This window comes from Enterocloster bolteae, assembly GCF_002234575.2.
Taxonomy (GTDB): domain Bacteria; phylum Bacillota; class Clostridia; order Lachnospirales; family Lachnospiraceae; genus Enterocloster; species Enterocloster bolteae.
Genome location: NZ_CP022464.2, coordinates 5,017,892 through 5,044,474, shown reverse-complemented (window position 1 = coordinate 5,044,474; position 26,583 = coordinate 5,017,892). Strand labels below are relative to the sequence as shown.

Genomic DNA, 26,583 nt, shown 5'->3' with positions numbered 1-26,583 from the left:
AGGGAAGATAAATGAGTGATAATGAAATCATGAAACAATGGAAAAAAAGCAGTATTGTTATTGGCTCACCTACGAACATCCTGGCTGCCCTGACCTCATTCATTCCGGTAATCTGGCTTTGCACCACTTATGATTGCTGGCCGCCAATCAGCACGGTCCTTACTGCATGGGGCATGGTTGCTGCTTCCTTTGGAGCATTTTATTTTGTGGAGCCGGTTTCCTACTATGCCGCTCTTGGTATGACCGGAACCTACCTTAGCTTCCTGTCAGGAAATATCGGCAATATGAGGGTTCCCTGCGCGGCTCTGGCCCTGGATGTTACACATTCCACACCAGGTACAATCCAGGCAGAGGTGGTTTCTACCATGGCAATCTGCGGTTCTATCATTACAAACCTGATAGGCACCACTTCTGCAGTTATTGTAGGCGGAGCGGTTTTATCTGTGCTTCCTGAGTTCATAGTGGTAGGTCTTACGAAATATGCCAGTTCCGCAATTTTTGGAGCGACTTTCGGGAATTTTGCGGTTAAATATCCAAAGGTGGCAGTATTTGCATTGGCAATACCCGTAATTCTGAAAATGACCACCGGGCTTCCGGCAGCAGCAGTCATTGTGTGCACTGTATTTGGTACCTTGTTAATCGCAAGAGTATTCTATAAAAAGGGACTTGTCAAATAATCATGGGTTGCGGCAATCTAATTTCAGGAAAGGAGTAATATATTATCATGTGGGAGAAATGTAAAGAATTACAGGAAGAGCTGGTCAGAATGCGCAGGGAGCTTCATCAGATTCCGGAGCTGGGCGGAGAACTGCCCAAGACCAGGGCGTATGTGGAAGAAAAGCTTAAGGAACTGGGGATTCCTTTTGTGGAGAATAAGACGGACAGCGGCCTCATTGCTACCATTAAGGGAGAAAAAGAGGGAAAGACCATTGTGCTCCGTGCAGATATGGATGCCCTTCCGATACAGGAAGCCAATGAGGTGGACTACATATCCAGACATGAAGGATGTATGCATGCCTGCGGACATGATACGCATATGACCATGCTGCTGGGGGCGGCTAAAATTTTAAGTGAACATAAAGATCAGATCCCAGGCACGGTAAGGCTGCTCTTCCAGACCGATGAAGAAGGTTCCAGAGGAGCCCAGAGGCTTTGTGCAGAGGGCGCTATGGATGGCGTTGATGCTGTGTTCGGAACCCATATCGGAACGATTATTTCCAAGGACATCAAGGCAGGAACCGTGATTTCCGTACCAGGCTGCTGTATGGCTTCCTTTGATAAATTTGTGATAAAAGTAAAAGGAATCGGCTGCCACGGCTCCACTCCGGAAAAAGGCGTGGACCCGGTGAACATTGCAGCCCATATCATCATCAATCTCCAGGAGATCATTGCCCGTGAGATCCCGGCAGTTAAGCCTTCCGTACTCACTATCGGCCATGTGAAAGCAGGTTTCGCCTATAATGTTATCCCGTCGGAGGTTCTGATTGAAGGTACTATCCGGGCTTTGGAGGAAGATGTACGCCAGGAGCTGGCTAAGAGGATTGGCGAGATTGCAGAGGCAACTGCGAAAGCCTTCAGAGGGGAAGCTGAGTACGAAATGATCTGGGGTGCGCCTCCTGTTATCAATGATGCCGGTATGGCTAAACTGGCAGCGGACTGTGCCAGGGACGTGGTGGGAGATGATATGGTCATTGACCATCTGGATGCGCCAAATATGGGCGGAGAGGATTTTGCATATTATCTGGAGAAAGCGCCGGGAGCATTCATGTTCTTAAGCTCATCCAATCCGGAGAAACACACGGATGTACCGCACCACAATCCGCTTTTTAATGTGGACGAGGACGTATTCTGGATTGGCTCCGCCATATTTGTGCGTATAGTCGAAAGGTTTTTCAAAATGTAATAAATACGGCTCAGAAAGGACTTTTAAGATATGTCACCAGGGTTATTGTTTCTTGCATATGGTGTCATTGTCATAATGGCAATGTATGTTTTTGTATATATACCTAATAAGAAAAAGCACAGGAAGATGCAAGAGATGCATGATTCCATTGCTGCAGGGGATATGGTCATCACCATCGGAGGGGTAGTTGGAAGGGTGGTAAAAAAAGAAGGGGATTACCTCACTCTGGTTATTGATGAGGAGAAGGAAGTGACCATGAGGATTGTGCTGTATGCAGTCAATCAGAAGATAGATAAATAAGTGATTGGAAGGCGGAACATTTGGTTAAGTGTTCCGCCTTTAATTGTCCCGTTTATTCCCCTGCTTTACCGCAATTATTTTAATCCCGTCTGTAAGTATCTTGAATATAAGCCAAAACTCTGCTGTGATATACTTTTTCCATGGACAGAATCCACAAAATAAATCACTTTATTTATATAAATATCACAAATGTGTATATAAGGCACAAAAATCGTTTGACATTAATATGGTGTGATGGTAACCTAATATTAAGGCACACGCTAAAAATACACCAAAATTAAAAAATAGGGGGAACTATTCACATGGACGCTGTTAAAGAAAAACGTTACTATGGTTGGTACATGGTCATGGTCAGTGCGATTATCTATGCGCTGGTTTATTCCACCACATCCACCGGATCCGTCTTTACAATTTCAATCACGCAGGAGCAAGGCTTCAGCCGGTCACTCTGGTCATCAAAGTCAATCTTTACCTGTATTGGTTCATTGATCAGCTGTTATATGAGCGGACGTCTGATCCAGAGATTCGGCCTAAAGCGCATCATGCTGATTTCCACAGCCGGAGTCGCATCCACATTTTTCATTCCGCTGATGTTTACGGATATCCGCCAGTATTATGTTCTGTCTGTTTACTCCAGCGCTACATGGTGCGCGGCCACCATCATGTCAGTACCAATCCTTATCAACCGGTGGTTCGGGCCTAAGAAAAAGGGCATTGCCATCAGTCTTGCCCTGGCAGGCTCCGGAGTGGGAAGCATGCTCATGTCGCCGTTGCTGAGTTATCTCTGTGAGAATTACGGCTGGAGAAAGACGTACATATTTGAAGGAGTCATGCTGCTTGTGGTTATGCTGCCCCTTATCTATTTCACGGTTGTGGAGCGTCCCCAGGAAAAGGGATATACGGAACGGCTGGGAGAAAAGGAAAGTACAGGCTCCGGTGCAAGCGCCGGGAAAACCGTGCTGACCGGCGTACCCTACAAGGAGGGAATCAAGAGCATTGTATTCTTCACGGTTGTGATGGGAATCATGCTGATTCAAATTTGCAATGCGTCCGTAACCAACCACCGCACCCCATATCTTACAGACCTTTTTAATGGTAATGCAGTAAAGGCAGCCAGCATTTCCGGAATCGCCATTGGTTCCCTTACCATAGGAAAGATCGTGCTGGGCTCACTTTGTGATAAGATTGGTGTGAAGAAAGGTCTTTTACTGGGCATGACATCCTATTTCTGCTGTTTGCTCATGCTGTTTTTATCCATATACAGTACAAACTTTATTTATCTGTACCTCATGTTCTTTTGTATCGGCGGTTCTGTGGGAACGATTGTCACGCCACTCATTGTTTCTACGGTATTCGGAGATAAGGACTACGGCCGTTACCTTGGCACAATCCAGAGCATCACGGCATTCGGAACACCTATCGGAAATATGTTTTCCGCCTATGTTTTCGATAAGACCGGCGGGTATTCCGGCGCGTGGATGGTGGTGTCCACAGCTGCGCTGATTGCCATTCCGATGATTTTTATAAGCATAGTGATTGCAAACCGCAAACGGGCAAAGCTTCCGGTTTCCATGAAGGAGGCAACCGTCTGACTGGCAAGGCGCCGGCACTGAGTGAATATAAACCTTAAAATGATATGGGAGAGACTAAAATGAACTACAATTATCTTGAGGAAGCATGCCAATTAAACGACGAGCTTGTTGCATACAGAAGATATCTGCATGCGAATCCGGAGCTGGGGCTTTCCCTTCCGGGTACAAAAGCCTATGTGATGAAGGCCCTCTCGGATTTCGGTTACCAGCCCCTTGAGTATGGGGAATCGGGTGTTGCCGTGCTGGCAGGAGGTAAAAAGCCGGGCAAGGTATTTCTCATCCGCGCGGATATGGACGCCCTTCCCATAGAGGAGGAATCCGGTGTGCCGTATGCTTCGCGGATAAAGGGACGCATGCACACATGCGGACATGACAACCATACCGCTATGCTGTTAGGCGCTGCAAAGCTTTTGAAACGCCATGAAGATGAGATTGAAGGGACGGTAAAAATACTGTTTCAGCCGGGGGAGGAGACACTTGAAGGGGCTAAGGCCATGATAGAGGCAGGAATCCTTGAAAATCCCCATGTGGATGCCGCGCTCATGTTTCATGATATTGCAGGCAGCCCTGTAAAGGAAGGGACCGTGGGTGTCTTTGGGCCGGGCGCGGTGTACGCCTCCTCCGGACGGTTTGAAATCCATATAAAGGGGGTGGGCGGTCATGGTGCAGCCCCTGACTGGACGCATAATCCCCTTGGAGCCATGTGCGCAATCTACCAGGGAATCCATGAAATCGTGGCGGAGCACCGGTCGCCCTTTGACAGCTGTACCATGACGGTGGGGAAAATGAGTGCAGGGGACAGCGCCAATATCATACCGGAAACAGCTATTATGCAGGGGACCATACGTACATTCAGCAAGCAGGTTGGAGAACGGCTGAGAAAGGACCTTGTAACCCTGGTGGAATATGTGGGGAAGGCCAAAGGTGTGACGGCAGAGGTTACCTTCGGCACTGCCTGTCCGCCCCTTGTGGTGGACAGCAACGTGCACAAGTCCTTTCTCTGTTCCATGAAGGAGATGTTTGGGGACGAGGCCTGGGATATGCGCACTGCATGGGGGGGAGCTTACAGCAAAAGCACAAGTGCCGAGGATTTTTCCTATATCGCCGAAAAGGTTCCTTCCGGCTTTGGCTGGATATTCCTTGGGGACAGCCGTCAGGGACGCAAGTGGGGATGTCATAATCCCAAGGTACAGTTTAATGATGCCTATCTTTACCGGGGCGCGGCTGCTTATACTAAGGCGGCAATGGATTGGCTGCTGGAAAATGCAGCGGCAGGAACGGTATCGGACTGTATCCGGCAGGCAGAAGAGACTCTTTATGAGATGGCCGGAAATTGATGGTGGATGTCCTTTGAAAGGTTGATTGTATGGATATAAAACAGCGTATAGAAGAAATATACCCGGAGCTGGTGGAGATCCGCAGGGATTTCCACCGCCATCCTGAACCTGGGTTTGAAGAAAAATGGACCAGTGCCCGTATCCGCGAACGGCTGGACGGATGGGGGATTTCCTACGAATATCCTGTAGCAGGCACGGGGATTGCAGCCATGATTCAGGGCAGCAGACCGGGCAGGGGAAACACGGTGGCCCTGCGGGCTGACATGGATGCCCTGCCGCTGACGGAGAATCCGGCCTGCCCGTACGGCTCCATGAATCCCGGCTTTATGCATGCCTGCGGCCATGATGCCCATGTGTCCATAGCTCTGGGTGCGGCCCGCATCCTGAGGGAATGTAAGGCAGAGTGGTCCGGGTGTGTGAAGTTCTTTTTCCAGCCCGCAGAGGAGACTACAGGAGGCGCACTTCCCATGGTGGAGGCTGGCTGTATGGAAGAACCTCATGTGGATTATGTCATAGGCCTGCATGTGATGCCAACCCATGAGTCAGGCGAAATTGAAATCCGCTACGGTGATTTAAATGCCTCTTCTGACCATATACACATAAAACTTCGTGGAAAAAGCTGTCATGGGGCTTATCCGGATACAGGGGTGGATGCCATTGTCATGGCTGCTGCTGTCATAAACAGCCTGCAGGTTCTGGTGAGCCGCTGTATTTCCCCGCTGGACAATGGGGTGCTCACAATAGGGACCATATGCGGCGGGACTGCCGGCAACATTGTTGCAGGGGAAGTGGAGATGACCGGCACCCTTAGAACCACAGACCGGATGGTGAGGCAGAATATCATTGACACCATGACCCGCATGGTAAAGTGCACCTGCCAGGCAATGGGAGGAAACGGCGAAGTCACGGTGACCCCGGGATATGCCGCCCTTATCAACACGGATCAGGTGGTGGATGTGCTGGTGGAAACAGCTTCTGACATCATTGGAGAGGAACATATCCACTGGAAGAAGTGTCCCAGCATGGGGGTGGAGGACTTTTCATTTTTCCTGGACAAGGCCAAGGGTGTCTTTTATCATCTGGGCTGCGCCAGCAGAAGGAAAAAGATCACGGCGCCCCTTCACAGCCAGGACTTTGATATGGATGAAACCTGTCTCAAGCTGGGGGTTGAAATGCAGACCAGGCTGGCCCTGCGGCTGTTGGAAAGAGAGGTGAATCCAGCCATATCAGGGTGAACGGCAAGTCCTGTTTCGTCAAAGAAGAGTCAGGGGATTCATGTACCTGGCTTTTTTGCTTGCTATTTGCCTGGCCGTATGCTATAAAAAAATGGACAGAATCATTTGAAAGGAACTGCGTGGTGATTAAACATGATGAAACTTGCGATTTTGGCAGCCCCTGGCCTGATTCCATATCTCTCAGACAAGCTTGAGTCCACAGGCCAGGCAGCGGGAGTAAAGCTTGATCTCTATGATTACGGGCATCTCTCCATGCTCCCTGAGCTTTACCCCAAGCTCAGGGACAAGTATGACGGATTTCTTTTGAGCGGACTTGTGGTGCAGACAGCCATACAGCGTTATTTCCCGGAGGATGACAAGCCGGTGGCTGCGTTCGATACTGAGCTTGAAGAGATATACCATGCGCTTCTGGACCTTTTGGACAGGGACAGAAGCCTTGACCTCACTAAGGTGGTGGTGGATATCTATCTGCAGGTGAATGAGAAGCACAACTGCAGGGCCTTGCTTGATATTAAGGATATGGATGCAGCAAGACAGAAAACCATGGATTATTGGAAAAATATCTCCCTTAAGGAGATTGAGGGACTGGGGGACAGGCTTTTTGCCCAGATTAAGAGACGCTGGGAGGCAGGGGAGATAACGTATGTGATATCCAGGAATTCCTCAGTCCAGCCAAAGCTCATGGCCTGCGGCATTCCCCATACCTTCCTGTATCCGTCAGAGAAGCAGCTGCTCCGCACGGTTCACGGGCTCCTCAGGCAGATTACTGCCCAAAAAAGCGCAGATTATATGGCGGCCGCGGTGGTGGTGGCCAGGGAATCCGTGAAAGGGCTGGTGGAAGCAGACGAGGAGGAAGAGCTTCTGCTCCAGCAGGCGGTTCTGGACTATAAGAAGGAGACCCTTGCTGATTTCCAGATACAGAAGACCACAAACGGCCTGTTCCTTTTTACGAACCTGAAAACCGTCAGCCGTATGACCGGTAATTTCAGGCATTGCGGGTTGAGTCACTACCTGCAGAGGCGGCTGCGCTTTTGTACCTATGTTGCTTATGGGGTTGCGCCGGAGCTGTCCACGGCAAAAAGCAGTGCCCTTGAGGCGCTCCGCGAGGGCGTTTACCGCAAAGCGGTTTATGCTGTGGTGGAGGATTCTCTTGTGGGTCCGCTCATGCCCGAGACAGAGCCGCTTAAACAGGTGCCCCTTGACGAGGATTTGATGGAAATTGCCGGGAAGGCAATGCTTGCTCCGGGGACGGTCCGCAAAATCAAGACCATCCTTGGGATCCGCGGGAATAACGAAATTACGGCGGCCGAGCTTGCCGAGCGTCTCAATGTAAAGATCCGCCATACAAACCATATCATAGAGAGGCTGACTACGGCAGGATATGCGGTACAGACAGGGATGAAATCCACAGGGACAAAGGGAAGGCCCACCCGTATATACCGGATTGATATATAGGTATCGGAATATGCTGCTGACCAAGCGTTTTCACTAAAAAACGTATATTGCCGAACTGAGTTTGTCAGGATATAATGCAGCGGCACCCCTTGCAAAGAAGGAAGGATCCGGTATCCACAATCTCCAGCACAGGTACCGGGACTGCCTTGTACATGTGGCGGCCTGTGAGGAGGTGCAGAAGTATCTGTGAAGTGTATCCTTTTCGGGAAACATAGCGTGTCTGTGGAAAAGAAAAATAAAAAACAGGATAGATTGTATAAAACACACAATACAGTTTGTGGAAAAAGTACAAAATATAGTTAAGGTAGAACTGTCTATTGACATTTCAAACGTTTTAAATTATACTTTCAGTAAGAAATCCAGAAGGAGAGAGACCTGTATGACCATCAAAGATATTGCTAAAAATTTAAATGTCAGCTATTCCACTGTCTCTTTGTCCTTGAATAACGACCCCAGGGTCGCGGAGAAAACAAAAAAACGTGTCATAGAAGAGGCGGAGCGCCTGGGATTTACCTTTAATGCCAATGCCCGCAGTCTGGTGACAAAAAAAACAAACCGTATCGGCATTATATTTTCAGATAACTTTAATGCGCCTGATTACCGCTGGTTTTTCAATGAGATTGAGACCTACTCTACCAGAGCAGTTGAAAACTGCGGATATGATTTTTTGATACAGCCCAACAAAAACATACATTCCCAGAGTAATATACTCAGAATGGTCAATGGGAAGATGGTGGACGGCCTTGTTATTTTTTCCAAAACCCTGACAGAGGCCGAGTATAAATTCCTGGGTGATGCCGGCATTCCATATGTATATGTATATTTTAAACCTTCCTTTTCCGCAGATATACCGGATCATTTCTTTTGGGATGACAACAGGAAGGGGGGATACTGGGCCACAAAGCACCTTCTGGAGCATGGACACAGGAAAATCCTGACCATCCGTTCCAATGACCCGGAACTGAAGATGTATGATGACCGCACGGCCGGATACATGGAAGCCATGGCGGAATACGGCGCAGAGCCGGCGGTATTGACAGCCCGCATGGATTTTGAATCCCAGAAGGAGTTTGTAAGACAGAATATTGAATATATACGCAAATTTACGGGTATCTTTTCCCAGCAGGACCTTCCGGCCTTGTCCATTGTACAGCAGTTAAAGAAGTACTATGGGATGGATGTTCCGGAGGACCTGTCAATCGTGGGATATAATGATATTGAACTGATTCATTATCTGGACATTCCGCTGGACACCATTGCAGATCCCAGGGAAGAAGTGATTACCAATGCGGTTAATTCCCTTGTCTGCCGCATTGAGGGAAGGGAAGATCTGAATCCGCGGAAAATTTACCCGCGTTTAATCACACGGGGATCCGTACGGGACGCGGCACAGGCCGGTCCTGTAAAATAGGATGTTTTATGGTTTCTATGTTTTCACACTTAGCCTTGTAAAAGGCTTTGTTTTAATCCAAAATTTCAAACGTTTGAAAAAAGAAGGAGGACGTTATGATTATGCAGGAAAAGGAACCGGGTACATATGAAAAAACAGGTATTCCGGACCCGGTGATTCCGGGTAAGACAGATATGAAAAAAGGAGAGGAGAAGGGAACGAAAATGAAGGAAAAGCCAAAAAGCAGCGGTAAGATTTACTACGGTGAGACGGAGGAGGTGAACCCGGTCAGACACGCGGATTACAATGACTATCTGGAACTGGCTGGCTCAAAGCAGCAGCTACCGGGGTTTGATGAGGAATACCGCGACATTGTGGACTATGTGCTTAAGATAACCCACAGAATATGGGAAGAAAAAGGAATTGGGGTCATTTATGACACGTACCATAACGATGTGACCATGCATTGTGCTTCCTCTAATCTGGTGGGAATCAAGGATGTGGTTGCAAATACGCTGATGACCCTGCATTCATTTCCGGACCGCCGTCTGATAGGGGAACAGGTTATCTGGTCAAAGCATGATACAAAGGGATATCTTTCCTCCCACAGGGTCCTGTCCACGGCCACTAATCTTGGGGACAGTGATTTTGGAAAGGCCACAGGGAAAAAGGTTAACTTCCGCACTGTCATTGACTGCGCCATTGAGAACAACCGTATTTACGAGGAATGGCTGGTAAGGGACAATCTGTGGCTGGTAAAGCAGCTGGGATTGGATGTCCATGAAGTTGCCAGGAATATGGCCAGAGGGGCAAAGGGGAAGACTCCTGCTCTGCAGTCCCGGTTTGGACTGGGCGAATCCATGCAGGGGCAGTTTTTCCCTGAGAAATATAAGGCCGCTGATGACAGCGTCGGAGAAATGATGCTGGAAATGCACAGCCAGGTGTTTAACTATAAGATGATTAACCAGGTTAAGGCCTATTATGCGCCGGATGCAGTGGTCCACTATATATGCGGAAAAGACCTGGTGGGATATGAGGAGATTCAGGGAATGGTCATCAGTCTCCTGGCATCCTTCCCCAATGCGCATCACAGCGTGGACCGTGTTACCTGCAACAGGCGGGCCGGGGATGATGAATGGGATGTGGCTGTCAGATGGAGGCTGCGCGGACTGCATGAAGGCCGCGGCATGTTTGGGGCGCCGTCCATGAAGCCGGTGGATATATTAGGAATTAATCATTACCGTATTGCGGGAAATCAGATTCAGGAAGAATGGGTTACATTTGACGGCCTGGATGTACTGAAACAGATTTATATGGAAACAGAGGACAGCTATGCAAAAACAGAAGATAACATGACGGAGGGAGAGAGATAAATGTCTGCAATCGCACTAAATACGTCTGAAGCAGAAAACGAGATAATATTGGGAAAGAATCTGTCGGCTGGCCGCAGGAGTCTTGCATTCTTGTCCATTGTCATTGTATACTTTTTTTATTGTTACAATTTTATGGTGGGAACCTTTGTAAAGCCCACCATGATTGCAGAGGCAGCTTCAGGAGGGTTCGGTTTTACGTTACAGCAGTCGGAAACCATATTTGCGGTTATGTCCTTCGGAACCATTCCCGGAACCATTGTATTCGGCATACTGAATGCAAAGATAGGAAAAAAGTATACATTGATTGTGGTGGCGTCACTGATTGCGCTGACCACATTCCTGCCCATGATGACACCCGGCAGCTATCAGGTATGGCTGGTGTCCAGGCTGATTACAGGCGGTACCCTGGGAGGAGTATTCGGCTGCGCCATGCCTCTGGTGACGGAACTGTTTCCGCAGAAATACCGCGGCAAGCTGGCTGCGGTTCTGACCAGTCTCTTTTCCCTGGCCATGATTTTCGGGGGTCAGCTCTACTCGTTTATGGGGGACTCCAACTGGCAGGTGCTGATGTATACAGCCATCATACCTCCGGCGGTGGGGGCAGTCATGATTTTCCTGTTTGTACCCAACGATTACCAGAATACCAGGCAGTTAAATGAAGTATCCAAACAGCAGAATGAGAAAATCAGCTATTTAAATATGTATAAGGGAAAGTATCTGTGGATTGGACTGGGGGTCATCCTGCTCTCCGGCGCTAACTTTACGGCCTACTCGGCATTTTCCAACAATGCCACTACATATCTTAGAAACTCTCTGGGGCTGAGCGCGGCAGTTGCAGGAGGCATTTACAGCCTTCAGGGCATAGGGCAATTAATCGGTTACAACATATGGGGATTCATTTCAGACAGGTTCGGGCGGAAAAAACCTCTGATTGGGATGGCGCTCAGCGCTGTGTTTGTATTCCTCTTTATGAGGCTGGGGGCCGGGAATATTACCCAGCTCAAGCTGGTATCGGTATTTTTGGGGTTTGCGGTCGGCTTTTCCGGTGCCTGGGGCGCCTATTATACGGAGTTGTTCCCGCAGAAATTCAGCGCCCTGTCCTCCGGAATCTCATTTAACGGGGGAAGAATTATATCCACCTTTGCCATTCCTGCAATTGCAGGCCTGGGATCCGCGGCTGCGGGGATGCAGGGGATCTTCATGGTATCCATGGCAGTATTTGTGGCAGGCGCGGTCATATGGATGTTCCTGCCGGAAACTTATCAGAAAAACGAAAAAGCAGCAGATAATGAATAACACACAGGAGGTTGTAAGATGGGACAATATCAGGAAGCAAAAAAGGTAGCATTGTCATATTTTGACGCACTGGAAAAGGCTGAACCGGAACAGGTGCTCCAGGTTTTCCGGGAATATATGACCGAGGACTATAATTGGAAGGGGGTATACCCGTTCCGTGAGCAAAACGGCAGGGAGGCTGTGGCGGAGTCATTCTGGATACCTTTAAAAAAGGCTCTCCGCCATATGCAGAGGAGACAGGACATCTTTATCGCTGGTACAAATGAAATCAGCGGTGAGGAATGGGTTATGAGCATGGGACATCTGATGGGTCTATTCGACCAGGATTTTCTGGGGATTCGCCATACCAGGAAAATGGCCAGCCTCCGTTATGCGGAATTCAGCTGTGTAGAGAATGGCAAGATATGCAAGAGCGGTATGTTCGTGGATTTAATCGGACTCATGATCCAGGCCGGCGAAAATCCACTTCCGCCTTCCACTGGAAATTATTTTATCTACCCCGGCCCCAGGTATCATGATGGAATTCTGTTGGAAGACGCTCCTGAAGAGGAAGGGATAAAAACACTTGCACTGGTGAATAAAATGGTAGACGACCTGGACGAGCTGAATAAGAGCGGGGCCATGGGCTGTCCCCCTGAGGTTTTGGAAAAGGCCTGGGCATCGGATATGATTTGGTATGGTCCGGGGGGAATCGGAGCTTCCTATACCATTCCGCGCTACCAGGAACAGCACCAGCTTCCGTTCCGCAATCATTTAAAGGACAAAACCTTTAACGGGCATGTATGCCGGTTTGCGGAAGGCAACTTTGCATGCTTCTTCGGCTGGCCCAACCTGACCAATACACCCATCGGAGGATTTCTGGGCTTACCCGGAGGAGGAAGAGGAGATATGCAGGTGGTGGATGTTTACTGCCGCAGGGGAGACAAGCTTTCTGAAAACTGGGTTTTAATCGACCTCCCGTACTGGCTGAAACAGCAGGGACTGGATATTTTTGAGAGGACACGTCAGATTCTGAACCACGACTGATTGTAAGCCGGCTCGGCCGTAATACGGAACCGGACCAAACAAAAATTTTAATAGAAAGGCAGGCATGACAATGACATTTACAATCATAGATGCTGCAATCATTTTCATTTATCTTATGGGAATGCTTGTGTTAGGATTTATCATGGGCAAGACCAACAAAACCCAGGAAGATTATTTTGTTGCAAAGCGTTCATTGCCATGGCTGCCAATCGGACTGTCCATTGCCGCCACCATGATTAGCTGCAACAGCTTTGTGGGAGGCCCAGGATGGGGGTATCACAGCGGACTGCTTCCGTTCATGCAGAACATGACAGTGCCATTGGCATTATTCATCAGCACCACTATATTTGTGCCCATGCTGTACGATCTGAAATTGACATCCGTATATGAGTACATTGAACTCCGGCTGGGTCCTAAAACACGGATGGCGGCAGTGCTGGGCTTCATCCTCAACTCCCTGATTCAGGTCAGCTCCATGGTGTTTGTCCCTTCCCTGGTCCTGCAGCGTTTTATGGGTGTCAGCATAAACATCATAATACCGGTCATTGTGGTGATTGCGGTGGTTTACACAATGGCCGGCGGAATCAAGGCAGTTATCTGGACGGATGCTATCCAGATATTGGTAATATGGGGCGGCCTGATAGGCGGAATGGTTTTCCTGTTCTCAAAGAGTGATATCGGATTTTTTGAAACCGTCCGCATGGCTGCACAGGCAGGGAAGCTGAGGGCGATTGACACCAGCTGGCAGTTCTCCCTGACCAATGAGAACGGATTTTGGGCGGCATTGGTAGGGGGACTGTTTATGTGGTCACGGTATTTTTCCTTTGACCAGGCCCAGGTTCAAAGGATGTTTACGGCCAAATCCATACGGGAATTAAAGCGTTCGTTTGTGGTGAGCGGTATCATGATGAATGTCCTCTATTTCCTGTTCATTTTTCTGGGAGCGCTGTTATTTATACAGTTTGGCGGGGCTGCCTTTGAAAATGCCAATGATGTGATGATCCGTTTCATCGGCGGTCTGCCGGCAGGACTGGTGGGGCTGCTGCTGGCAAGTTTGTTTGCTGCAGCCATGTCCAGTGTGGATTCCCTGCTGAATTCCATGTCCACGGTATTCACCAAGGATATATATGAGAGATATATAGAAAAAGAAAAGGAGGCCTCCTTAAAGACCTCCATGATGGTATCGGCCGTCTGGGGAATCCTGGTATATATCATCACCATGCTGGCCTTTTCCGGTACTTCAAAATCTATTTTGGCGGTTATCGGCAGCTATATATCCTATATAAGCGGCCCTACCTGCGGTATATTTCTTTTAGCCATGCTCACGAAAAAGGCCAATGACAAAGGAACGGTATGCGGTGCTGTAGTTGGTTTCATTATCACATTGCTGTTTGGAACATTGGCCGGATTTACCTGGATGTGGAATTCTGCCTTTGGCACGGTGATGACCTTTCTGGCAGGGTATGTATTCAGCTGCCTGTTTGGAGAGCCGGCGGGAGAACAGGCCCGGCGTTATACAATCCGCGGCCATATGGCCTGTTTGAAGGAGCAGGGGCGTACCGAGGAAAACGGTATCAGCCTTATGCCCTTTGCAGTTGACAGATACAGTATGATCCTGTTGGTTTTCTTTTTGATTCAGCTGGCGGTCATCTGTTTCTTTCAGCGGGCTTAGGGGCATACTCCGGCGGCCCGTGTGCGTCAGACTGTCCCGGCTCCCATGAACTGCGCTATCAGCCCTGATGTAAAGAAAGTCCCGAAGATCACTAGCAGCGACACCAGAACGCCCTTCCAGCCAATGGACAGGAATGCTTTCCAGTCCTTGCCTAACAGCACGCCGGCAAAGGCCAGAATGGGGGTGATGGAAGCCATTAAATCAATTTTACCGGTCCAGTAGATAATGGGAGCGGATACGGGAGAAGCAGGGACGGCGGCCAGCATTCCGATAATTCCGATATAGGTTACAGCCGGCAGGCTGCTGGGGATGAAGTGTTTTGCCGTCAGTCCAAGGAAGCTGATTACGCACAGAATCAGCATTCCGGGAATGGATTCCAGAAACCGGCCGCCATATCCAACGATATTACAGGCCATGGTCAGAATCACCATTACAGTCAGTGAAATTACCCATTCCACGCAGAGACTTTTAAAAGATACTTTTTCGCTCATGATGGTACCCCTTTTCTTTTCATGACCTTATAAATCAGGTTGCTCAGCGGGATGGTTATAAAGATCCCAAGGTAGACTGTGATTGCAGATGAGATAACATTGCTGATGGTTGCAAAGGCTGTCAGCGTGTCGGGATTGCTGGCAGGGGATGCTTCTATCACACCTGCCAGTCCTGCCGCCATCATGGAGGAACTTCCTGCCCCCACAGCCATGGCGGCGGCTTCAGGGCGGAAGATTCCAAGGGTGACAAAAAGCGGAGGAATAACACTCATAAAAATGCTGCCGAATACGGTTCCCACGATGTAGCAGACCATAACGCCCTTAAATTCATCGGATTCACTGCCGTACATATCGGCAATCAGAGCAACATTCGGCTCGCGGCTGAGCGCATAGCTCATGCCCACGGCTTCCCGTTTCATGCCTAATATCAGGGCAATGGGAAGGGCAAAAAGCACGGTTCCAATGTTTCCGATGTTCTGTAAAATCAGGATTGGACTGGCGGAAATCATCTCCTTTATGGAAGCGCCGCTGGAAATGCCCAGCTTTGCCATGGCGAACACAACCCCCATGGACAGCATCCTGGAAGCAGCCGGAACATAAGCTTTCCCCACTCCCCGGACCGGTTTTGCCAGATACAGGACCAGCATAAGAAGCATGGCGTATAACAGCGGCAGAAAGGTAACGGTAAACCTCCCTAAGGAGAGCTTAATGGGACCAATGAATTCTGCGGCCAGGCAGCACAGGATAACACATAGAAAAAATGAAGAGTATTGTTTTGTCATATCAGACAGTTTCTTTCGCATAGTTATTGCCCCCCTTCTCTGGGCCGTCCGGCCTATTTTTTCAGCTTTTCCAGAATCTCCGCCCGTCTGGCTTTTGTTCTGCGCAGCCAGATAACAGTCAGTACCAGTCCGAAAACAGTAACGGCAAAAAGGTAGACAAAGAACAGGCGGTATCCGGCGGCACCTGGAAAATGATCCAGAATCACACCAGCTACAAAGGGTGATGTGGCCTCCGGCAGATAGCCAATGGCACATATCAGGCCGATAGCGGTTCCCACGCATTCAGGCGGGAAATATTCCTCATCCATAATGGCAAAATGCATGGTTACGCACATATACATGCAGAAGAAAATCATCAGGCAGGCCACCAGAATGGGAAGGACTCCCATGGAGGACGGAACGGCCAGGATAATAACCAGAGCAATAGCGAGTCCAATCTGTCCAATGAGCATGACCTTGGAATTGTTGATTCTGTCGCCCAGCACGCCTGCCCCGAAGGAGGCAATGGGACGTATGTACTGTGAGGAAGAGGACAGAACAGCGCCAAGAAGCGCGCTGACACCGAACACCTCGGTTACATAAGGTGAAATATAGTAGTAACCGGTGCTGATGGTTAATGTCGCGAAGATGATGCCAATCATCAGCCAGACTGCAGGCATTTTGAGGGGCTTTGTAAGCATTTTTAAGTTTACAGTATCATTGCTGTCACCTTTTTTGCCATCGTCAATTCCCTTCAGCAGGACAATATCAATCACACCCAGGAGAATGGTCATAACAGAATAGAACAGAATGATTCCGCGTACGCCAAAGGATTCGCTTTTTATAATCGTCATCTGGCCGAAAATCAAAGCAGCGATTGCCAGATATACGGCGTTTGAGATACCGCGTCCTCCTTCAAAGATACCGAAGGCCTTTCCCTGCTCATTGACAGATGCCAGATTACGCACCGCCTTTGTCTGAGCCGGGAAAAAGAGCATCAGGCAGGTGATGGCAAACAGACCGTGAATGATTACCATAATGATGGGAGAAGGAATGGTCAGCATCACAAGTCCCAGGGCACCTGTTGATATCATGGCTGCGGGAATCAGTTTTTTGATGGATATGTAGTCGCAGATAATTCCGCCGAACAGGTATGCGGCGATTCCGCCTACGCCGAGGGCCGTACCGCACAGGCCCATCTGGGTATTGGTCATGCCGAAGGTTTCCATAAAGGGATTATAATAGTATGAACGGAACCAGGGAAGAGAGCAGATAAAGGAACCGGACAATGTCAGCGTGATTAAGAGCGGCAGATTCTTTTTTAAGGATGGAGTTTCCATATGTTCACCTCGTTTGTCCATTATGGTAAAATTTGCTCGGTTTCAAGGGACTTTACATAAGCACAGTAGTCTTCGGCGCTGGCGAACAGGGGCTTATGGGCCGCCTTCACTTTTTTGGCCAGGGCGCCCCCGTCATCCAGCAGGCGGCAGGCCATGGCAGCCAGAAATAAAGATGCGGTTTCATATATTTTCCGGTCCGCAATCCTGTAATCCGCCCCGTGATGGTCCCCATACATATAGTTGACAAATACCTGGATTCCGGGAATGACCTCGTTTAAGTCGCCAAGATCCGTAGAACCGCAGTTATGTCCGCCTTTGTTTACGCGGCCTTTGCCCAGGATATCGTCTGCTGTCTGAACCGCTGCCTGGTCAAGCTCCGGCAGGGGGCGGTAGGGCAGGTAACCAGGCTGTGTGCGAACCAGGGCCTTCCCGCCGAAGGCGTAAGCGCCTGCCCCCATGGCCTGGTCAAATTTCTTTGAAACATCCAGAACCGTTTCCGTCTTTCCGGCACGGCACAGACATTCTACGCATACTTCCTCAGGAATGGCATTTACAACCGTACCGCCTTTGGTGATGATTGGATGAACACGCACAGTATCGCTGTCCTTAAAGGTTTCTCTTAAGGAATTGAGAGCAGTCAGAGCCGTATTTGCCATGTACAGGGCGTTGATCCCGTTTTCCGGATCCGCTGCCGCGTGGGCGGATCGTCCCTGGAATGTGACATTTTTGGAGATGAAGCCGTTGTGGGAGCCAAGGATGGTGATTGTGCCGTCATTTCCCAGACCGGCGTGCATGGAGATGACAATGTCCACGCCGTCAAATGCGCCCCGGTACAGCAGTTCCGCTTTGCCGCAAAGGTAATGGAGCCGCCCCTTTTGGATTTCCCGGGTTCTCCACTCTATCTCCAGGCATTCCTCCGCAGGAACACCGGCTAACATGACCTTTCCGCCGAAATTCTCTAATACGCCGCTCTCTGTGAGAGTGATGAACGCCCCCATGGCTGTGGCCACCTGGATGGAATGGCCGCAGGCATGGGCTGCACCTGTTTCAGGATTGCAGTCCGGATGGGAATAGCAGATAAGTGAATCCATCTCTCCCATGATCATCACACAGGGGCCGGGCCTTCCGGTGTCATAGGTACAGGTAAAACCTGTTACATCCGGCCAGGTACAGGCCTCAAAGCCATGGTTTTTCAGAACCTCCAGACAGTATTTCTGGGTTTCTGTTTCTTTAAATCCTGCCTCCGGGTGATGCCAGAGCCAGTCACCATTTGCCTCTATCTCCGGCAGTTGTTTCTTAAGCTCGGCCTTCAGCCGGTCCAGCGTTTTCTTGTATAATTCTTCCATTCGGTTTTCCTCCTGATTTCCGATAAAAGTAAAATATGCTGCATTTACGGATACGCGCGTCCTATGATTTTGTATTTTATTACTAAGACGGTCAGGAGTAAAGTACCATAATGATTTTGATATGTGTACCAATATGAATATTGGTACACTATTTTGTTAGATCCGGCAGGAATTCAGGACCTCTGCCATGCGCCGGCACCCCTCTGCGATTTCTTCGTCCGTGACAGAGGAATAGGAGACCCGGATATAAGACTCTCCATGGCTGCCCTCGGCAAAAAAGGTATTTCCCGGCATGAGAAGCAGTCCTGTCCGCTCTGCCGCCGCGGCAATCTGCCGGTCATTTGTATATTCAGGCAGGCGGATCCAGATAACAAGACCGCCGTCCGGGACAGAGAAAGACAAACCGGGAATACAGGAGAGGGCGCTGCACATCAGATCGCGTTTTTTTCTGTAAAAGTCAATCAGAAACTGTCTGTGCTTTTCATAGTATCCCTTTTCAAAAAAACGGGCCCACATATACTGGCTTAAGCTGTTGAGAAACATCTGATCCTTATTCACAATACGCCGGTAGGTCTTGATCACATTATCAGGAGCCACGATATAGCCCACCCGGGCGCCGGGGAAAAAGGACAGATTAAAGGAATCTATATAAATGACCGAGTTGGTGCGATCCATGGAGTACAGGCTTGGAAGTGTAATGCCGCTGTAGTTAAAGTCGAACAGGGAGTCATCTTCCACTATGGGGATGTTGTGTGATAGGGCGCACTGAAGAAGCCGTTTCCTTTTTTCCAGGCTCATTACGGCTGCAGAGGGGTTGTGGAAGTTTGGCATGGAATAGATTAACTTGGGGCGATAGCGTTCAACCAGGTTTTCCAGTATTTCGATCTGGATACCGTCTTTTTCCACGGGAACAAAGAGCACATGGGCTCCTGTATGCAGAAGGATGTTGACAATGGCAGGCATGACCGGTTCCTCCACAATTGCAAAATCACCTTCCTTCAGATACATGAAGGCGATATTGCTCAGGGCCTCGTAAGTCTCGGTTATGATTTGGATATTCTGGGGCTGTACGTAAATCTTCCTCCCAAAGAGCAGGGATGCCAGGCATGCTCTCATACGCTCCGTTCCCTGGGGATCGCAGAACCAGAATGGCTCTAAGTCATCACCGGAAGTAATTTCATCCATAATCTCATGCAGATAAGACAATGGAAGTGTTTCTTTATTTACCAGAACGCCGGCAAAGGAAATGCTATCGGAGAGGTATGAGGAATTATACAGACGCTGGAACGTATTTTGCGTCCCTAGAAAATGGTAATTAAAATTCTTGTCCAGAGAAGAAAATGCTTTCCTTGTATCCGGTTTGCCGTCGGGTTTTACCTCGGAAGGGCTGTTTCTCACAAAATATCCCCTGGGTGCCTTGACGGAGGCATAGACCAACCCCTCATGAATGAGCATCTCATACGCCTTTTTAACAGTATTGCGGTGGACACCCAGCTTTTCCACCAGCTGGCGCTCCGAGGGCAGCTTAAAGCCGTCGGAGAGCTGGCCGGAGAGTATCTGACTGCGGATTGTGTTCCGGATCTGTTTGTACAGCGGGGTTGTACTGTTTTTCTTCAGTTGAATCTCCATATTCGCTCCTTTTATGATATTCCTTCAAAGTTTCTGTCTTGTTTTATATCATTCTAATTCAATTATATTATAAAAACAATGAATTTCTGTCATATGCGGAGTGCGCGGGTTCTGCAACGGATGGCATATACCAGGCAGATGAAACCCGCCCTGATTCAGTTGAAATATTTCCGTATAAAATAGGAGGGTGTGCAGCTCCATGCATGGCAATAGCTGTTAATGATTCTGGAGCCATAGGGGGAGGCATACCTGTCCCTGGGATTAAAGAGTTCCCAGAAACAGTCCGCGCCCAGGTCCGCCATCTGTCCCCAATAAAAGCGGATGTAGTGGAGTGCAGTGTCCTTCATGCCGTTTTGTATCAGGGCTTCTATAAAATGATGGTACATGTAGGGGGTAACCATTCCCACAGGCGGGTCCTCCTTTACAAGATGTTCCAGCAGTCTGCGGTTTGACTCCTGGTCCAGCACACCCGCCAGGACCAGCCATATCTGAGAGGCCCAGGACACCTGGCGGTTCTGTCCGCTTATGAAGAACCGCAGTTCCTTATCCCACAGATATTCCAGGGCTCCGCGGACAGCGGTTTCTATCCAGCTCTCCAACTGTTTGACGGATTCTGCCCCGGATGTCTCACTGCACATAAGCCGGGCTAAAGAAAGGGCCTGCCTCAGGGTGTAAATCAGGACGCCCTGTGCGCCGGCCTGTTTGTTCAGACTGTCATTCCAATCCAGGAAGCACCACCAGTCGCCGCTGTCTTTTACCACGCCTCTGCCATCCAGACGTTTTAGCGCAAGCTCAGCCTGGTGGTAAGCAGCAGGCCACAGCTGCATCAGGGTTTCCCGGTCTCCGGTGGCCTGATAATAGTCATGGAGACAGGAAATAAAGAACAGGCCATAGTCAAACAGGGAAGTATCATCTACCATCGGGGCCGGCCGCAGGAACAGGCAGGCGCCTACATGATGTTCGTTTTGGGTAAGTCCGGCAAACAGGTACAGGCACCGCTTTACCAGATCATAGTTCTTAAATGTTTCGTAATTGGTCAGAGCCTGGAGCCTTAAGTCTCCAATCCATAGGCGCCGGTCGCGTTTGGGGCCATCCTCAAACACAGACTGCATGCAGTCCTCCATTGTCTTAAGGGCTATGGCGTCGATTCGTTTCAGGTCTTCCGGCACATTTTCATTCAGGGGATCTACCTGGGACATGTCGCCGGAAGTGACGGTATCACAGGATACATCACTTAGCAGCACCTGGTATTTGGGGGAGGTGTCCATGACCTTCAGTTCCAGGTAGCGGAAAGCGTACCGCCTGGGCAGAGAGATTCTGGCCGGCAGCTCATCAATATGAAGGTATTCCTCCTGGATCCAGCTGCTGCTGATGGAGCCCCGGTAGGATGCGGTGTCCTCCATAATTTCACAGGGCATTTCCCCCAGCTTAATCCGTATATGGGCCGGAGCGTCAGGCGGACTGCCTGCAGGCGTCAGGCGGAAGGATATATAACCCACATGGTGGGTGCCGAAATCCAGGCACACGGAACTGCCCTTTGACAGAGGCATGGTATCCAGTGCTTCCACGGGCTGCATACGGCAGGGAATCCAGTCAAAGACCCGGTCTGCCCTGTTATGGACCGGGAGGTCCCAGCCATTGGGCTTGTCTGGGGCATCTGAAGGCTGGAATGAGACGAGCTGCGCGGGCCGGACTGTTTTGTAGTGAAGAGCTGGCTCCAGTTCCTGGGCTTTTCTTACGAAATCCTCATTTATATTCATTTTAAAGTTTTCAATATGATTTGTAATCTGCGCCATTGTTATATCTCCTTATTCGTTTCGGGAATCCAGTACAGCCTTAATTTGGGGATAAATCTTATCCAGATTGTAAAACAGCATAGTGACGATGGAGCATATAAGAAGAAGCATGGGAATATACAGGTACATGGCTTTGATTGCCAGTACTGCATTGGAACTCTGTGCCGAAGCACCGCCCTGGTAAGCACCCCATGCCAGAAGGACTCCGCTGATACCGCCGGCGGCCGCCTGGGCCACCTTTCCCAGGAAGCCGTTGATGGCGGACAGTGAACCGGCTGTGTTGACGCCGGTCTTCCATTCACCGTAGTCCACCGGGTCTGCCTGCATGGAAAAATAGATGCTTTCCTTCATGCCGTATCCCAGAGCGGTTACCACTGCTCCGGCCAGTATAGCCCCATGGTTTATACCTGCAAAGAGGATGACAACCAGCCCGGCCAGCTGTATGGCAGCACTGCCCACATACAGGTTGCGTTTTCCCATGCGTCCGGCCAGTGCGGGCACCAGGAAATTGGCTGCCATGGGCACAATGGACATGATGGTGGCAATGGTAACTGACAGCTCCTTGCTTCCTATGACAGCTGTATAGTAGTAAACAATTGCACTGGTCTGGAGAAAAAAGCCGGTCCACATGAAAATAATGTTGAGGGCAAAGATAAGCCAGGGCTTGTTTTTTCCCAGGGACATAAGGCTTTCTTTCAGGGAAACGCTCTCAGCGGCCGTATTTACCCGTTCTTTTACAGTGGCAAAGGTAAAGAAGAATAGCAGGCATCCAATGAAACCAAAGATTATCATTACGATACGAAAGCCCAGAGCTTCGCTGCCTTTGCCCAGGGAATCCACCAGCTTTAAGGCCGTGGAGCTGACCACTGTAGAGCCCAGAAAGGCGAAGAACTTGCGCGTGGTGGACAGGGCTGTCCGTTCCTGGGTATCGGTTGTCAGGCTTGGCAGGATGGAAGCCATGGGAATGTTCACCACAGTGTAGGTAAAAGACAGACCGATGTAAGTCGCATAGGCATAGATAAGCTTGCCTGACTGGGAAATGTCGGGTACACTGAAGGCTAGGACGGCAAACAATGCAAATGGTATGGCTCCGAAGAGAAAATAAGGCCTGGACTTCCCCCACCGTGTACGGGTATGGTCAATGCAATAGCCAATCAGTAAATCCGTCCCTCCGTCTATAAATCGCGTGACAACAAACATAAAAGCGATGGACTTCGCGCTCAGGGACATGACATCCGTGTAAAAATATAAGAGATACAGGGAAATCATCTGCCAAATCAGATTGCATGCAAAGTCAGAAACCCCATAGCCAATTCTTTGTTTCCATATCTGCTGCTTCACGTACCTCATGGTTGAATCTTGTTTCATTCAATAACCCCTCCTTGTATTTGATGCTGTTATTGTAAGGGATAAGGCAATAAAAAACGATTGAGTTTTATAATCAAATAAATTGATGTTTTATAACCTGTCTGTTACAATCATAACAGAGATGGGAGGGAAAAACCATGACTACCGGAGAATTAGAGAACCAGCTGATGGAATTTAACGAGGATGAGCGATTTTATCAGCAGTATTATAATGTGAAGCAGGATAAATGGATGCTGGAGGATTTCTTGGAAAGTCTGGATTTTAATGAAGTCATACAGCGCCGTTTGATCGTGCCGGAGGTATCAGGGGGCTGGATGCCTTCTGACATGAAGGATGAAGCCTATTTTGACGCGGAGGATAAGAACCATATTGTGATTAGCAAGCACAACCGTTTCACACCCCCTTTCCGGCACCGCCATATATTTTTCGAGCTGGCCTATGTGGTAAAGGGACACTGCAGCCAGGATGTGGGGAAAGACAGGATTGAGATGGAGGAAGGGGACTTTTGCCTTTTGGCGCCGGATACCATACACAGCGTGAGCGTGTTTGACGACAGCCTGCTGGTGAACATACTGGTAAGGCGGAGTACCTTTGAGGATATATTTTTTAATATGCTAAGGGACACAAACATGATAGCCACTTTTTTTAACCAGTCCCTGTATTCAGGAGTCCATAATCCCTATCTGATTATTCCGGCCAGGGGTGACCAGGTGCTTAAGGAATATGTTCTTTCCATGTTTCTGGAATACCTGGGAAAGAGCCGGTACTATGAAAAGATACTCAACAATCAGCTGATGATACTGTTTGCCAAAATACTTCAAAGCTACGAAGATCGTATTCAGCTGCCTTCCGTTATGCGCAGGGCCACAGAGGAGAGCATAAGAATCTTAAGCTATATTGAGGACAACTACCAGAGTGTCACCTTAAAGCAAACCGCTGCGCAGTTTCATTTTTCCCAGCCCTATTGTTCCAAAATCATAAAGGAATACACCGGTAAATCATTTACACAGATTGTACAGGAAATCCGATTTCAGAAAGCTGCCATCCTTTTGAAAAATACAAATATCAGCATAGCGGAGATAAGCAGCCGGGTGGGATTTGAGAATGTGGAGCATTTTAACAGGATGTTCAGGAAGCTGTATGAAATGCCGCCTGGGAAGTACAGAAAGGGGAATACGGGGAGCCGTCTTTTCACCGGGCCGGGCGGGGAGAGCCGGACAGGGCCGCAGGCACTGTAATACGCAGAGAGGATAAGATGACGGTTTTTCCAAAACATCATCTTATCCTCTCTGTTTCATGGTGGCAGCGCATATATAAAAATGTAGCTTATTTGCTCAGCATCCCTGTATAATCAGTGCTTCATAGTCAGACTGGGGCATGGGGCGGTAGAAAACATAGCCCTGTACATAGTCACAGCCAATCTGCTTCAGATATTCGACCTGGTCCATGGACTCGATTCCTTCTGCCACTGTGCGGATGTCAAATTTTTTCACCATATCAATAATACCCTCAACCAGTGCCATATCCTTGTTCTGGTCCGGTCCTTCATCAAAGAACAAGCTGTCAATTTTCAGTACATCAATAGGCAGATTTTTCAGCAGCCCCAGAGAAGAATAACCTTTTCCAAAATCATCAATTGAGCAGGAGAAGCCTGCCTTTTTAAGCCGGGCTACTGTCTGCAGCAGCCGGGCAGTGTTGTCAAATGCAATGGATTCCGTAAATTCCACCTCAAGAAGCTCTGGGGGAATGGCGTACTGGTCGCGTATACTCACATACCGGTCAACAAAATTCTGATCATAGAATTGAAGCCGGGACACATTGACAGACACGGGAAGGGGTTTTCTGCCCGAGTCAATCAGACTCCGGAGCCAACGGCAGACCTCTTCATATACATACTGGTCAAGGCGGTCTATCATATATTTTCTCTCGAATACAGGGATGAAGCGGTCCGGAGGAATGATGGCGCCGGCCTGGGACTGCCAGCGGACCAAAGCCTCTGCACAGCCGATTTTTCCTGTTGCAAGGTTGACCTTTGGCTGGTAATAGACCGTGAACTCTCTGTTTTCAAGGGCAGTCAGCATTCTGTTTTCTATGTCTTTTTCTTCTCTGAGGTGGCTGCGGATACTCTCATCATAATAAACATAATTCTGCTTGTTTCCTGTTTTAACTGTTTTTCTGGCAAAATTGGCCCGGTCCAGAAGACCGTCGATGGTCAGTGACTCTATGACATCCTCTATGCAGCAGATACCGCAGTTTGTGGGGAGCATCTGGCCGTCATGGGCCGTATGCATAAAGCGGAGAATTTCGTAATCCGCGTCAGCCTGGCGGGCCGCTATCTCGCTTTTTTCGTTGTAATGGAGAAGCAGTACAAAGTTATCTGCTGATACACGGCCGCATAATTCATATTCATGCAGCCCCTTTAGCAGGAGTTTTCCGTATTGGGACAGCAGAAGGTCGCCGTAATCATAGCCGAACACATCATTAATATACTTGAAGTCAGAGAAATCAGTATAGACAACAGCAAACTTTTCCGGCCTGGTGTCCAGAAGCTGCTGGGCTTTTTCCTTGAAAGCGCTAAACAGGTAAACCCCGGTAAGAGTGTCGCGGGATGCCAGATCATTCAGCTGTTCATTCTGGACTTCAAGCTTCAATAGATTTTTAGAGTTGGCCCACAATATAAATATCCAGGTGAGTGACATGACTCCCATCATGACCAGACAGCCGGTCAGAAGAAAACGCATCTGCCGGGCTGAGTAGGCATCGGCGGAAAACACGGTATGATTGGCCTGTTCAAAAAAGTCCTCGCTGAGGGAAAGCAGTCTGGAACTGTCAGCGGACCCGCTGCGGTAGGCAGAGATTTCGTCCTTTACCTGACTCCACATCAGCTCCAGCTTTGCCAAATCCCTCTGATAGGCCGGATCGTCAGGTGAAGGAAGACCATATGTGGCCTCTCCGCCCTGTAATTCCAGAAGAATGCTGTCCAGATAGGCAATCATATCGTCATCGGGCTGGCCGGAAAGTTCTAACTTTATGAGCCGCTGGCTGGCACCGCGGACAATTCCTACATAGTTGATGAGCCTTCCGTTTGTCTGGGTTTGGATTACTGTTTGAATGGTAATACTGCCGAACAGGAAAAGTAAAATAAACAGGGAGATCAGTCCGCCTCTAAAAAACCGCTTCATATGGGGTGCCTACAACAGCCATTGCTGCCTTTCCGGATTCATTGTGCTAACCATACAGCGGGTTTGCAATGATATCAATAGCTCAATTGTA

21 protein-coding genes are annotated in these 26,583 nt (G+C 49.1%); 13 read left to right on the top strand and 8 right to left on the bottom strand.

Going from position 1 to position 26,583, the window contains the following annotated elements:
- The first annotated feature begins 11 nt into the window (after positions 1–11).
- From CGC65_RS23215 to CGC65_RS23160, 12 genes are all read left to right on the top strand, one after another.
- Entirely contained in the window at positions 12–677 is a 666-nt protein-coding gene (locus tag CGC65_RS23215; protein WP_002568716.1) for a hypothetical protein, read from the top strand.
- Positions 678–724: 47 nt separating this feature from the next.
- On the top strand, positions 725–1,903 hold the full coding sequence (locus CGC65_RS23210) for a M20 metallopeptidase family protein (RefSeq protein ID WP_002568715.1): 1,179 nt from the start codon (positions 725–727) through the stop codon (positions 1,901–1,903).
- Between the two features lie 30 nt (positions 1,904–1,933).
- Positions 1,934–2,203, top strand: coding sequence for a preprotein translocase subunit YajC (gene yajC / locus CGC65_RS23205; protein WP_002568714.1), 270 nt, complete (start codon positions 1,934–1,936; stop codon positions 2,201–2,203).
- A 302-nt stretch (positions 2,204–2,505) separates the two neighbouring features.
- On the top strand, positions 2,506–3,795 hold the full coding sequence (locus CGC65_RS23200) for an MFS transporter (RefSeq protein WP_002568713.1): 1,290 nt from the start codon (positions 2,506–2,508) through the stop codon (positions 3,793–3,795).
- A 59-nt stretch (positions 3,796–3,854) separates the two neighbouring features.
- On the top strand, positions 3,855–5,132 hold the full coding sequence (locus CGC65_RS23195; protein WP_002568712.1) for a M20 metallopeptidase family protein: 1,278 nt from the start codon (positions 3,855–3,857) through the stop codon (positions 5,130–5,132).
- 29 nt (positions 5,133–5,161) lie between these two features.
- Positions 5,162–6,367, top strand: a complete 1,206-nt coding sequence (locus CGC65_RS23190) for a M20 metallopeptidase family protein (RefSeq protein ID WP_002568711.1) — start codon at positions 5,162–5,164, stop codon at positions 6,365–6,367.
- A 132-nt stretch (positions 6,368–6,499) separates the two neighbouring features.
- Positions 6,500–7,822 (top strand): helix-turn-helix domain-containing protein, encoded by a 1,323-nt coding sequence (locus CGC65_RS23185; RefSeq protein WP_002568710.1) that lies wholly within the window; start codon positions 6,500–6,502, stop codon positions 7,820–7,822.
- Positions 7,823–8,201: 379 nt separating this feature from the next.
- Positions 8,202–9,233, top strand: coding sequence for a LacI family DNA-binding transcriptional regulator (locus CGC65_RS23180; RefSeq protein ID WP_002568709.1), 1,032 nt, complete (start codon positions 8,202–8,204; stop codon positions 9,231–9,233).
- A gap of 95 nt (positions 9,234–9,328) precedes the next feature.
- Positions 9,329–10,585, top strand: coding sequence for an ester cyclase (locus CGC65_RS23175; RefSeq protein ID WP_002568708.1), 1,257 nt, complete (start codon positions 9,329–9,331; stop codon positions 10,583–10,585).
- Positions 10,586–11,881 carry an MFS transporter gene (locus CGC65_RS23170; protein WP_002568707.1) on the top strand — a complete coding sequence of 432 codons (1,296 nt, stop codon included), beginning with the start codon at positions 10,586–10,588 and terminating at the stop codon, positions 11,879–11,881.
- Positions 11,882–11,899: 18 nt separating this feature from the next.
- Positions 11,900–12,907: a nuclear transport factor 2 family protein gene (locus CGC65_RS23165; protein WP_002568706.1), complete on the top strand. Its 1,008-nt coding sequence runs from the start codon at positions 11,900–11,902 to the stop codon at positions 12,905–12,907.
- 70 nt (positions 12,908–12,977) lie between these two features.
- The gene (locus CGC65_RS23160) at positions 12,978–14,579 is read left to right on the top strand and encodes a sodium:solute symporter family transporter (protein WP_002568705.1); all 1,602 of its coding nucleotides are present in this window, start codon (positions 12,978–12,980) and stop codon (positions 14,577–14,579) included.
- A 26-nt stretch (positions 14,580–14,605) separates the two neighbouring features.
- Here CGC65_RS23160 and CGC65_RS23155 read toward each other — a convergent pair whose 3' ends face one another.
- The 7 genes from CGC65_RS23155 to CGC65_RS23125 form a co-directional block, all read right to left on the bottom strand.
- On the bottom strand, positions 14,606–15,070 hold the full coding sequence (locus CGC65_RS23155) for a hypothetical protein (RefSeq protein ID WP_002568704.1): 465 nt from the start codon (positions 15,068–15,070) through the stop codon (positions 14,606–14,608).
- Positions 15,067–15,873: a DUF3100 domain-containing protein gene (locus CGC65_RS23150; protein ID WP_002568703.1), complete on the bottom strand. Its 807-nt coding sequence runs from the start codon at positions 15,871–15,873 to the stop codon at positions 15,067–15,069. Before CGC65_RS23150 ends, CGC65_RS23155 begins: the two co-directional genes overlap by 4 nt.
- 32 nt (positions 15,874–15,905) lie before the next feature.
- Entirely contained in the window at positions 15,906–17,171 is a 1,266-nt protein-coding gene (locus CGC65_RS23145) for an MFS transporter (RefSeq protein WP_002568702.1), read from the bottom strand.
- Positions 17,172–17,191: 20 nt separating this feature from the next.
- Positions 17,192–18,517 (bottom strand): amidohydrolase, encoded by a 1,326-nt coding sequence (locus CGC65_RS23140; protein WP_002568701.1) that lies wholly within the window; start codon positions 18,515–18,517, stop codon positions 17,192–17,194.
- A gap of 156 nt (positions 18,518–18,673) precedes the next feature.
- Positions 18,674–20,146, bottom strand: a complete 1,473-nt coding sequence (locus CGC65_RS23135) for an aminotransferase-like domain-containing protein (protein WP_002568700.1) — start codon at positions 20,144–20,146, stop codon at positions 18,674–18,676.
- Positions 20,147–20,301: 155 nt separating this feature from the next.
- On the bottom strand, positions 20,302–21,942 hold the full coding sequence (locus tag CGC65_RS23130; protein ID WP_002568699.1) for an alpha-L-rhamnosidase-related protein: 1,641 nt from the start codon (positions 21,940–21,942) through the stop codon (positions 20,302–20,304).
- A gap of 12 nt (positions 21,943–21,954) precedes the next feature.
- A complete protein-coding gene (locus CGC65_RS23125) occupies positions 21,955–23,310 on the bottom strand; it encodes an MFS transporter (protein ID WP_002568698.1) in 1,356 nt (451 codons plus the stop codon).
- A 137-nt stretch (positions 23,311–23,447) separates the two neighbouring features.
- On the opposite strand from CGC65_RS23125, the gene CGC65_RS23120 reads away from it, so the two are divergent.
- Complete coding sequence (locus CGC65_RS23120; protein ID WP_002568697.1) at positions 23,448–24,548, top strand: AraC family transcriptional regulator; 1,101 nt, start codon at positions 23,448–23,450, stop codon at positions 24,546–24,548.
- Between the two features lie 96 nt (positions 24,549–24,644).
- On the opposite strand, the gene CGC65_RS23115 is transcribed toward CGC65_RS23120, so the two are convergent.
- Positions 24,645–26,492, bottom strand: a complete 1,848-nt coding sequence (locus tag CGC65_RS23115) for a putative bifunctional diguanylate cyclase/phosphodiesterase (RefSeq protein ID WP_007036297.1) — start codon at positions 26,490–26,492, stop codon at positions 24,645–24,647.
- Positions 26,493–26,583 lie beyond the last annotated feature (91 nt).